Origin of the sequence: Lysinibacillus sp. NPDC098008, from assembly GCF_044760715.1 — a bacterium.
In the GTDB taxonomy this organism is placed as follows: domain Bacteria; phylum Bacillota; class Bacilli; order Bacillales_A; family Planococcaceae; genus Lysinibacillus.
Map to the genome: position 1 here is coordinate 1 of NZ_JBIWBA010000045.1, position 11,638 is coordinate 11,638.

Sequence of the window (11,638 nt, forward strand, 5' to 3'; positions counted from 1 at the left end):
TGTCCAAGGCTTTATCCAAATGATTAATCAAACACCTGAAAATACGGTGAATAGGCTGTGCTTGAAACTCTAATTTTCTTTCACCGTATATATAGTATTAACATTTGATAAGAGCGTTGTACCTGTAGCAGGCAAAAATATTGTGATTCGCAATGCTTCAGACAGTCAAATAATTGAAACAATTGAGGCTACACAGGCAAATGTTTCAGTAGCAGCTAATATTGTAACAATTAATCCTACAATGGATTTTGCCCATCAGACAATGTATAGCGTTGAAATTGATGCAGGTGCATTTATAGACCTAGCAGGTAATGCCTATGAAGGTATTGTAGATCGTACGATATGGAATTTTACGACAAAGGCACAGGCGACATACACGATTACGTATATAGGTAATGGAGCTGAGGGAGGCACAGTTCCCATTGATTCGAAACAGTATCAATCGCAAGCAACGATTACTGTTTTAGGGAATACAGGGAATCTGATGAAGGCAGGGTATACTTTTGTAGGGTGGAATACGCAGGCGGATGGTAAAGGGACTACGTATAAAGCTGGGCAAACAATGCAAATGGGGAAAGCGCATGTAGTATTGTTTGCTTTATGGTCGAAAAATAGTGTACCAAATAATAATGGTGGATCATCCACCTCGCCTCCAAGCCCAGACCCGATGACACCAAATGATCCATCTTATGTGAGTATCGTAGACCCAAACAATCCAGATAAAATATTAGCACGAGCTATCATAACGCGTGAAGATAACAATGGTAGTTTGATAGATACAATCAATGTTACTGCCAACAATCTAGAGGAACTGCTACAACAGTTCATGAACAGAGAGGATAAAAGATTTACTATTGTGATTCCAGACTTAGAACCATCAGCTAATGAAACAAGAGTGATTCTTGCGAAGGAAGCGGTTGAACGATTGGCTGAAGGTAAACTAAACTTTGGTATAACGATGGGAACGGTTAAAATTGATATTCCGTTTACTTCAATAGCAGATTTTAATGAAGCTATCTATTTTTATATTACCCCTGTAAAGGATACGCTATTACAAAATGCTATTGAGGAACGCGCGCAACAAGGAAATGATTCACAGTTAGCGCTTATCGGTCAACCAATAACAATTACGACAAATCTACAAAATCGTAATGTTACATTATTACTGCCATTACCTATAAATCTGCCATCCATACAGCAGGAACATATACTAGTGTATGTAGAGCATAGTAATGATACATCTGAATTTCTACATGGACACTTAGCGGAATTTAATAGGGAACAAGCAGGTATTGTCTTTGATGTACAGCATTTCTCTACTTTTTTGTTAGTATATAAAAAGCAGCAAGATGAACTAGAACAGGAACCAATAGAGCTAGAGAAAAAGCCCGCGCCATATATTCAAGGCTATGACGATGGTACGTTCCGTCCAAATGCCAAGGTTACACGTGCACAAATGGCAGCAATGCTGGCAAGAAATTTAAGCGATAATCATATACCAGCAGCATCCCAGCTATTTTATACAGATATAGCCAATTCATGGGCTAAAAATGATATTGAATATATCCGAACAAAAGGGATGATGCAAGGGTATGATAACCAGTTATTTGGACCAAATGATGGAATGACTAGAGCTCAGATGGCAGTAATTGCTGTGCGCTGGATTGATCAACAATGCTTAAAAGAACCTGCGACTACATCCTATTGCGATAGCAAGGCTAGTGATAAAAAATATAGTGATGTAGCTTCTATGCATTGGGCGAAGCAGGAAATTGATCGCATAAGTGAAATGGGAATTATGCTTGGTTTTGACAATGGACAATTTAAGCCTGAGGAAAAGCTAACGCGCGCTCAGGCAGTAAAGGTATTAAACCGAATTTTTAATCGTTCCATATCGACTGAGCAAGCAGAACCCATCTTTAAGGATATTCCAACAGATCATTGGGCTTTCTTTGACATTCAAGCTGCTGCCCAACCATAGTATAAAATGAATAGCACATTAATTGTTGAGATTATGATCCAACAATTAATGTGCTTTCTTATGGAAACTCTATCCATGAAGCCATATTGTTTGTTCAGATTTTGTTCAAACGTTTTATGATAGTATGCTTAAAAGGAGGCATGATAATGAAGAAAAATATTTTCATAGTTGTTGGTATTATCATGCTGTTTAGTATTACGTTTTTCTTTGGTAACTGGCAGTATCTGTTCGATCAAAACTTTAAAATTGTAGAGGATGGGGCTGTAACGATTGGGGCAGAGCAATTACAAAACAATCAATTGGTCGAACTAGATGGAGAGTGGGCCTTCTATCCAAATATTTTAATTTCCCCGCAAGAGTCGCTGGCTACATATAAGGCACAACGCGTTTCGATTCCAGTGCCAGCAAATTGGGGAAAATATGTACAGCCTAATAAAGAGGGACTGACTATTGGGACGTATCATCTAAAGGTGACAGTGCCAGTAGAAGGGCAATATGGTTTATATATTCGAACAATTCGTCATGCTAGTCGTATTTTTATCAACGGTTTAGAGGTGGGTGGAAAGGGCAATCCTAGCCCTGCTTCAAATCATTATCAATCTGAAAATAGTGATAACTATACAGTAGTTACACAAAGCAAACATCAAGAAATAGATGTGCTTATACAAGTTGCTAATTTTCATCTACCAAAGGCAGGCATTATCTATCCGATTGAATTTGGCACAGCAGAGGCTGTCCAATACCACTATCATATAAAAGTGTTCACAGATGTTTTAGTGAGTGTGGGCTATATCGTAATTGGCATTATTTATATTATTTCTTATGCACAAAACCGCAAGCGTAAGGAAGAATTATTTTTTGGACTTTTTACAATTTTACTAGGTTTATATATGTCGTTTATTAATCAAAAAGTGTTTTTTCTAGTAGTGCCAATCACACATATAGCAAATCAGCTCCGTTTGCAGCTAGGCATTTTACCATTAGCTCTGATGTGTTTAACATTATTTATTTATTATATGTATCCACAGCTAACGAAAAAAAGAATTCTTTACGCTGCCATTATTTTAATGAGCATTGTTTTCGTAATGTATAGTATTTATAATCCGCTTACTGGTAATGAGAGAGCGGCTTCAAAGGCAGAGGTTGTTTATAGGCGTTTACTCTATATTACTGTTACGGCGCCAGCGATTGTATACAATATATGGATGCTTATTCGGGTGATGATGAAGCGGCTGGAGGGAGCGAGGTATGTTTTAATTGTTTTTACGGCTGTTTGTTGTTATGCTATTTTGCTTATCCTGAATTTTTTAGTAAGCATACCGATTGATTATAGTGAAATTGCCTTGTTTGTCATGATATTACTCGGCTTTGCTTCATTATTAAACTATCGTACAAATAACGCTTTTATGAAAATACAAGCTTTATCAGAAGAATTAATGCTACACAATCAAATGAAGGATGAGTTTTTACTGAAAACCTCCCATGAATTACGTACGCCATTAAATGGCATTGTTAATTTGTCCAAATCATTAATGGAGGGGGCACAGGGACCATTAAAGCGTGTCCAACAAGAGCAGGTCATTTTAATTCATAATATTACACAGCGTTTAGGGCATTTAGTGGAGGATTTACTATTTTCCTCTACTCATATGACAGGAGAAATATGGGTTGCACCACGCGCTGTTCCAATAACGATTATTAATGAAGTAGTAGCAGAAATCCAAAATATTATGCCTAAAAACAGTTATGTGCGGTTAATAGCAGAAATTGATAGGGCATTGCCACATATGCTAACAGATGAATTGCGCTTTAAGCAGGTGCTTTATAATTTATTACATAATGCTCTACAACATACACAAGTGGGTGAAATTACTGTTACAGCACATGTTCAGCAATCACACATGGTCATTCAAGTGAATGATACAGGTGCGGGTATTCCAGCTCAAGATATAGAGCATATTTTTACTGCTTTCTATCGGGTAAAGAAACATGGTCAAAAAGAGGGACTTGGTTTAGGCTTGAGTATTGCTAAAAATATTGTAGAAAAATTAGATGGTGCTATTTATGTGACAAGCTTGCTAGGAGAAGGCACAACATTTACATTTACAATGCCGTTAGCTACAGAGGAGCTAGTAAATAGTGATCAGAATTTCGTAACGACAGCTGTGCAGTTGGAAAATGAAGTGTTGCAACTTGATTTACCATTGTTTTATAAAGGCAATGATAAAAAGATTCTTGTTGTCGATGATGACCATATTAATATTAAAGTATTGGCGGATGTGTTAGCTTTAAAAGGTTATACAGTGATAGCTGTAGATAATGACTTTGATGCAGTTGCTTATCTAAAAACAAATGAAGTGGATTGTATGCTTATTGATTTAATGATGGACGGTATGTCTGGCTATGAGTTATGTAAGCAGGTACGTAAACAGTATGATATGTTAGAGCTTCCTATTATTGTATTAACGGCTATTATGAAGCATTCTGATTTAGTGTTAACATTGCAGGTTGGTGCTAATGATTATTTACAAAAGCCTGTAGCAATGGATGAATTACTAATTCGTATTGAATCCTTATTGGCTGTTCGGCAATCATCAATTGATGCGATTGAGGTAGAAATGAATTATTTATATGCACAAGTAACACCGCATTTTTTTTATAACACACTAAATACGATTATTGGCTTGAGCTATACGAATATAGATGACACAAGAGAGGCGCTTTATTGTTTAGCCACTTATTTCCGTGCAAAGCTTAATGTGCATTATCGAAACAGTATGGTATCAATAGAGGAAGAGATCGAGCTTGTAAAGGCTTATCTCTATATTGAAAAGATGCGCTTTGTAGATCGTTTAACTGTTAAATATGATATTGATGAATCCATCCAGCTAATGATTCCAGCCCTATCTATCCAGCCATTAGTGGAAAATGCCGTTGTGCATGGTATTTCTAAAAAAATGGAGGGTGGAGCAATTGAGGTAAGTGTTCAGCGAGAGGGGCAGTTTGTTCGCATTAAAATTTATGATAATGGTGTAGGAATACCGGATGAAAAGCTACAACAGCTTTTGAACGGTGAGGGCTCTCGTATTGGCTTTACAAATCCATTAAAAAAATTCAAATTAATGAAAAATGCAAGTCTTCGTTTATATAGTGAGGAAGGAAAAGGAACAACGATACTAATATTATTGCCAGAGGGTGATGGAGCATGAAAGTAATAATCATTGATGATGAAAAAATAGCGATCGATGTTCTACGTATTATATTACAACAATTAACGGAATTTGAAATTTCTATTCAGGGAGCATTTACAAATGTCATAGATGCGCTTGCTTTACTTGAAAAGGAAACTATCAATTTAGTTTTTTTAGATATTGAAATGATTGATACACATGGTTTGCAGGTGGCAAAGCAATTATTGGTCAAGCAACCATCTTTACAAATTATATTTGTCACTGCCCATACCCAGTTTGCGGTGGATGCTTTTGATATAGAGGCAACAGATTATTTATTAAAGCCTGTTCATGAAAAGCGACTTATTAAAGCTTTAACAAAAGCACAGCAAAAGTGGCAATTACGGCAACCACACACAACACCAGAGAAACATACATCTCTCTTATATGCTCATACATTTGGAAGTTTTTATTTATTGAATGCACAAAAGGAGATTGTGAAGTGGCGTACAAAAAAAGCTCGTGAGCTGTTCTTATATTTATGGTTTCATCATAAAAAACCGATGCTAAATGCTATTCTTATAGAAGAGCTATGGTCAACATTAGATTTTGAGAAAGCAGCTAATCATTTACATACAACCATTTATCAACTGCGTAAACTATTAAAGGAAAATGGCGGTAAGGACCCGATTCAATTAGTGAATAATCACTACCAACTAAATATTGAAATTGATAGTGACTATGATGAACTTATTCAACTGATTGAGCGGGAAAAGCACGATGAACAGTCTATTCAGCAGCTCTTAAATTGCTATGAGGGCGATTTTTTAGCAGAGGAGGAATACTCTTGGGCAATATCAATTCAATTCCATTTAAAACAAATGGTCTTGCATATACTTGAAACCTTTGTCCAAAAAACAGCAGCTATTAATCCACTTTTACAATTAAATTGTTTGCAAAAGATGCTAGAAATGGATGAATTCAATGAGCATTATATGTTCCTGCTACTGGAGTTTTTAATTAAGCAAAATAAAAAGCAAGATTGTATTAGATACTATAAGCATATACAGGAAAAATTAGCAGAAATCAATGTACCAATTCCAAAGAAAATTCAGCAGATTTATAATGATTATATGGTTTATAGTAAATGAATCTTAAATCTTTGCGTTCCACAGTAAAATTATGAGAAAATTCAACTAGAAAGGGGCGAATAATATGGATTCATTTACATTTTATAATCCAGTAAAGTTACACTTTGGAGAAGATGCATTAGACAAACTGCCAAAGGAGCTAGCGCAATATGGTCAAAAGGTGTTAGTTGTATATGGCGGTGGCAGCATTAAGAAAAATGGTGTTTATAATGCAGTAATAGAGAAATTACAAGAGGCAAACAAAACTATTTTTGAATTAAGTGGCGTTGAACCGAATCCACGTGTTGAAACAGCACGCCTTGGGATTGATATTTGTAAAAAGGAAGGAATCGACCTTGTGCTTGCAGTTGGTGGAGGCTCTGTAATCGATTGTTCAAAATTAATCGCTGCAGGTGCAAAGTATGATGCTGATGCTTGGGAAATTGTGCAACGTAAAGTGTTTGTGCAAGAAGCATTGCCGCTTGGTACGGTATTAACACTTGCTGCTACAGGCTCTGAAATGAACTCAGGCTCAGTGATTACAAATGCTGCTACAGAGGAAAAGCTAAGCTGGGGCAGCCCAGCAGTATTCCCAAAATTTTCAATATTAAATCCTGCCTATACAGTGACAGTACCAAGAAACCACACTGTTTATGGCATTGTTGATATGATGTCACATATCTTTGAACAATACTTCCATAACACAACGAATACACCAGTTACGGATGAAATGTGTGAAGGCGTATTACGAGCAATTATAGCAACAGCTCCGAAATTGCTAGAGGACTTAGAAAACATTCAATTGCGTGAAACAATTTTATTAGCAGGTACAATTGGATTAAATGGATTCCTATCAATTGGTTCACGAGGCGATTGGGCTTCTCATAATATTGAGCATGCTATATCAGCTATTTATGATATTCCGCATGCAGGAGGCTTAGCAATCCTTCAGCCACACTGGATGCGCTTAAATGTGCCAGTTAATCCAGCACGCTTTGCTGGCATTGCCACACGAGTGTTTGGTGTGGATGCAACAGGAAAGACGGTAGAAGAGATTGCTTATGAAGGCATTGATCGTTTATCGGCATTTTGGACATCATTAGGTGCGCCAAATCGTTTAGCTGATTATCAGATTGATGCTGTAAAATTCCCGCAAATTATTGAACATGCCATGCAAAATGGACCTTTTGGAAACTTTCATAAATTACAAGATGAAGATGTACGAACAATTCTACAAAATTCTCTTTAATTATAAAAAATGTGAGGCTATTTACTATAGCCTCGCATTTTTTTATGGATAAAAGATTAAGAAAAATTAACGATTTATGTTGTATTTTGTCGTAGAAGTTTCTTAAGACCTATAATATAATGATAAATAGAAATTTAGTTAATTTAAAACAGGGATAATTGTATGATATATTGATTCTTTTTACTTATATAGAATGTGAGGTATATTTTGTCGTTTTTCTGCTTTTTTTGTAAATTTGTTCAGAAATTGTTCAGTGGCTTTTATTAAAATAAATACACGATTAAACACAAAGGAGAGAGGTCAAATGTTGAAGCAATTGCTTGAAGGCCGTATTGTTACATTAAATTGTAAAGAGATGCCATTTCAGCCGCATGTCTATAAAATGCAAAATGGTGTAGAAGTATTGGGAATTGAAGCGAAATCACTACAAATTGAAAATGATAAAATTGTCGCAGGGTATATTGTTGATCAAAGCGTATTTTTCAAAAGCTTACATTTTGGACAAACAAATATTATTTTTTCAGATGGTGACAATAAGGCAATTGCACAATTATTTGTTCGTCCCTCTGGAGAAATCATTGTAGAAGTAAAGCCTTATCTAGGAAAGACAGAAATTATACCTGTTTATTATCGTACGATTTTAGCGGATACGGCAATTGCTATTGACTTGAAAGGCGCTTTAAAACATTATTTAGTAGCGCGTCATTTAATGAAAGAGGAAGATGCTATTACAGAAGTGCATTATCAATCTATGCATCCGAATGTTTTAAAAGATTCCTTTGCTGGAAATTTTGTATTGGGGTGTCATGTGGATGGTAGAGCTCTGCAGAATGCAGAAGAATACGCTTTAGCCAATAGACAAGCTTCCTTAAAGTTTTCAAAAATTGTTATTCAGCAACAAGGTACAAGAAAGGTTATTGCTTTTCATAAATTACTGACTTTTATGATTACGAATCATGTTTTTATGAGCTACGAGCATATACCTGAATATATAAGTAATAATGAGAAAAGCCCATATCAACAAGACCGCTTAAGACTTGTATAAAATAAAGCCAACTGCCTGAAATATGGCAATTGGCTATTTAACGTGTTTACATAGAGCGATCAGCATGCACCCAGCTTGTTTTGCCATCATCCTCATCAAACAAAATGGCAACTTTGGCGACACCTTTTTGACTTAATAGTACCTCTGTTAAATGATCACGAACATCATCTAAAAAGGCTAGCGATAACTGTGGGTCAGCTTCAGCGACAAGCTCCACATGTAAAAATTCTCCTTCTTTAATCACCTCAAGGCGCACAATATCCTTAATATTTGGATCATCCATAACAAGATGAGCAATATGATTTAACATTTCTTCATCTGTTTCGCCAATGACGCCACGAGCATTATCTAAGAAAACTTTCCCGACAACATAAAACATCATTGCTCCAATAATCATTGACACAAGACCTTCTATTCTACCCCATCCTGTAAAGTAAGCAATAACAATTGCAGCAAAGGCTAGGATATTCCCGCTAGTAGCTACTAAATCTTCCATAAAAACTAATTTTGTTGCAGGCTTTGCACGATTCAAATAAGCGAATGCTTTTGGAATCGCTGCGATACCAGCCTTTTCTTGCCCTGCTTCATGTAATACTTCTACAGCTGCTTTGGCAAGCACCACACCTTCTAAAATAATCCCTATTAATAATACGCCAAGTGCAATTAGTATCCCACTAGATTCCCCTGTAGGATGTAGAAAATGATGCCATCCTTCCTTAATTGTTTCATACGAAAGAATTGCCACAATAATAACGGCAAATAAGCATACTAAGTTAACAATACGGCCAAAGCCACTTGGGAATTGCTTGGTAGGTGGCTTTTTAGAAAGTGCTGAGCCGATATAAACAAATAATTGGTTTGCTGCATCACCAAGCGAGTGCATCATTTCTGCAAACATCGCAACATTTCCTGTAAAGAAAAAAGCAATGCCTTTAATAATCCCTAAAAAGGCATTTACACATGCTGCTAGTAGGGAAGGTTTGTTACCGTCTTTTAGTAGTTTAAATAGTTCTGTCATACAAATCCTCCAGCTAGTTTAAAATTTCCATTTCGATTTTTTCTATATAAGATAGTTCTCGTAATGAATGATAAAAGGATAATAAATTATCGGAAACAATTAAGGACAAACGCAAATCCAGCTCATGTAAAACATCATCATTTTTTAAAGGCACGTCTTTAATACGAATATTTTCAATGATGATGTTATTGTCCTTTAAAAATAATAGAAAGGACTCAGTATTCTTGGCATCATCAATTTGAACTTTTAATGAAATCTCTCGCATCCGAATACGTTTAGGACCAATTTTCATAAGGAAAGGTGATAAAATCTCAATGCCGAAAACAATAATAATTACTGCTAATGTCGCATCCATATAAAAACCTGCGCCAACTGCAATTCCAATACCTGCTGCTCCCCATATCATAGCAGCAGTTGTTAAGCCTGTAATGCTATCATTGCCCCGTCTTAAAATAACGCCTGCTCCAAGAAAGCCAATTCCACTAACGATCTGTGCAGCTAAGCGAAGAGGGTCCATTGTAATGTTAATATCATCCCTAGCAGGGGTTGAATATGCAGTTTCGATAGAGATGATTGTGAGTAAACAGCTAAAGGTGGCAATCACTAAGCTTGTTTTTAATCCAACAGGTTTCTTTTTTAATTCCCTTTCAATACCGATCACTAAACTTAATGTGGCTGCAATCACTAATTTTATGCCAACTTCATATGTAATCATATTTTCTAATAATGTGTTCATACGCAACCCTCCATAGATATTTCGTATTGCTAAGAGATATGTAAGCTGTCATTATTATATGTACATTGCTTTTTTGTATTGTACACTACGAAAGTAAGGAAGTATAAGTATCTTTAATGGAGGTGGGACATAGTGGATAAGCCTAAAATGCATCCATATATCCCTATTATAATAGGAGTTATCTCAGTATCTTTATCCGCTATTTTTGTTAAATTAGCGCAAGCAGAATCTGGTGTTATTGCATTTTATCGAATGTTATTTTCTGTGTTAATTATGGCACCATTGTTTTTGGGGAAGTACACAAAGGAGTTAACAAAGTTAAGTAAACGTGATTGGTTCTTTTCTTCAATTGCGGGAATATTTTTAGCATTTCATTTTATTTTATGGTTTGAATCACTTAACTATACGTCAGTAGCAAGCTCAACGGTGCTTGTAACATTACAACCATTATTTGCGTTTGTCGGTACATATTTTTTCTTTAAAGAAACAATCACGATGAAAACAATTATAGCAGGGGCAATAGCTATTAGCGGAAGTGTTTTAATTAGCTGGGGTGATTTTAAAGTAAGTGGTACTGCATTTTATGGCGATATATTGGCTCTTATTGCCTGTGCGCTTGTTACAGCTTATTTCTTATTGGGGCAGGATGTACGTAAACGACTATCTTTAATGACCTATACAATGATTGTTTATGTTGTTAGTACGATTACTTTACTGATTTATGTACTAATAAAAGGGGAATCATTAATGCCTCATTCTTCAATGGATTGGCTGTGGTTTTTATTATTAGCGCTAGTACCTAATTTCTTGGGCCATACGCTGTTTAATTGGTCAATTAAATATGTTAGTACGAACGTCGTTTCAATAGCTATATTGTTTGAGCCTGTAGGAGCAGCTATTTTAGCATGGTTTATTTTTAAAGAGTATTTAATTGCAACACAAATCATTGGTGGGATGATTGTATTAGCAGGTATTCTATTGTTTGTTATCGATATAAAAAAGATTTTTAAGTTTTTTGCGAAAAATGCTTGATTTTTAAGGTGCGATATTATATATTATTACTTGTCCTTAACAAGAGGGAACACTTGGAAATAAAGTTATGAAAAAAGTTGTTGACTTCTTGTTAAAAACAAGTTATATTAATAAAGTCGCTAAAAAAGACTGAAACAAACTATGAACCTTGAAAACTGAACAAGCAAAACGTAATCAATAAGTTTTAGTAGCTTACTTTGGTAAGTGAACGAAATAATTTTGGACATCGAATGAAGATGAGATGCCAGCAAAACAATTTGAGCAAATCAAATTTCTT

At 35.6% G+C, this 11,638-nt stretch carries 8 protein-coding genes; 6 read left to right on the forward strand and 2 right to left on the reverse strand.

Annotation, left to right across the window (positions count from 1 at the left end; all coding sequences use genetic code 11):
• The first annotated feature begins 91 nt into the window (after positions 1 to 91).
• From ACIQVU_RS19740 to ACIQVU_RS19760, 5 genes are all read left to right on the forward strand, one after another.
• Positions 92 to 1,981 carry an S-layer homology domain-containing protein gene (locus ACIQVU_RS19740; protein WP_402896938.1) on the forward strand — a complete coding sequence of 630 codons (1,890 nt, stop codon included), beginning with the start codon at positions 92 to 94 and terminating at the stop codon, positions 1,979 to 1,981.
• Between the two features lie 146 nt (positions 1,982 to 2,127).
• The gene (locus ACIQVU_RS19745; protein ID WP_402896931.1) at positions 2,128 to 5,190 is read left to right on the forward strand and encodes a sensor histidine kinase; all 3,063 of its coding nucleotides are present in this window, start codon (positions 2,128 to 2,130) and stop codon (positions 5,188 to 5,190) included.
• Positions 5,187 to 6,302 (forward strand): response regulator, encoded by a 1,116-nt coding sequence (locus ACIQVU_RS19750; RefSeq protein ID WP_340807099.1) that lies wholly within the window; start codon positions 5,187 to 5,189, stop codon positions 6,300 to 6,302. Before ACIQVU_RS19745 ends, ACIQVU_RS19750 begins: the two co-directional genes overlap by 4 nt.
• A gap of 64 nt (positions 6,303 to 6,366) precedes the next feature.
• Positions 6,367 to 7,530 (forward strand): iron-containing alcohol dehydrogenase, encoded by a 1,164-nt coding sequence (locus tag ACIQVU_RS19755; RefSeq protein WP_340807097.1) that lies wholly within the window; start codon positions 6,367 to 6,369, stop codon positions 7,528 to 7,530.
• A 304-nt stretch (positions 7,531 to 7,834) separates the two neighbouring features.
• Positions 7,835 to 8,575, forward strand: coding sequence for a hypothetical protein (locus ACIQVU_RS19760; protein WP_402896934.1), 741 nt, complete (start codon positions 7,835 to 7,837; stop codon positions 8,573 to 8,575).
• A gap of 46 nt (positions 8,576 to 8,621) precedes the next feature.
• Here ACIQVU_RS19760 and ACIQVU_RS19765 read toward each other — a convergent pair whose 3' ends face one another.
• Both ACIQVU_RS19765 and ACIQVU_RS19770 read right to left on the reverse strand, forming a co-directional pair.
• A complete protein-coding gene (locus ACIQVU_RS19765) occupies positions 8,622 to 9,593 on the reverse strand; it encodes a cation diffusion facilitator family transporter (protein WP_340807094.1) in 972 nt (323 codons plus the stop codon).
• A 13-nt stretch (positions 9,594 to 9,606) separates the two neighbouring features.
• Positions 9,607 to 10,329: an MgtC/SapB family protein gene (locus ACIQVU_RS19770; protein WP_340807092.1), complete on the reverse strand. Its 723-nt coding sequence runs from the start codon at positions 10,327 to 10,329 to the stop codon at positions 9,607 to 9,609.
• A gap of 132 nt (positions 10,330 to 10,461) precedes the next feature.
• Between ACIQVU_RS19770 and ACIQVU_RS19775 the strand changes: the two genes are divergently transcribed.
• The gene (locus ACIQVU_RS19775) at positions 10,462 to 11,361 is read left to right on the forward strand and encodes a DMT family transporter (protein ID WP_402896936.1); all 900 of its coding nucleotides are present in this window, start codon (positions 10,462 to 10,464) and stop codon (positions 11,359 to 11,361) included.
• Positions 11,362 to 11,638 lie beyond the last annotated feature (277 nt).

Coding starts and splice junctions, on each gene's coding strand:
- ACIQVU_RS19770 (WP_340807092.1), bottom strand. CDS start 10,329: ATGAACACATTATTAGAAAATATGATTACATATGAAGTTGGCATAAAA.
- ACIQVU_RS19745 (WP_402896931.1), top strand. CDS start 2,128: ATGAAGAAAAATATTTTCATAGTTGTTGGTATTATCATGCTGTTTAGT.
- ACIQVU_RS19765 (WP_340807094.1), bottom strand. CDS start 9,593: ATGACAGAACTATTTAAACTACTAAAAGACGGTAACAAACCTTCCCTA.
- ACIQVU_RS19760 (WP_402896934.1), top strand. CDS start 7,835: ATGTTGAAGCAATTGCTTGAAGGCCGTATTGTTACATTAAATTGTAAA.
- ACIQVU_RS19750 (WP_340807099.1), top strand. CDS start 5,187: ATGAAAGTAATAATCATTGATGATGAAAAAATAGCGATCGATGTTCTA.
- ACIQVU_RS19755 (WP_340807097.1), top strand. CDS start 6,367: ATGGATTCATTTACATTTTATAATCCAGTAAAGTTACACTTTGGAGAA.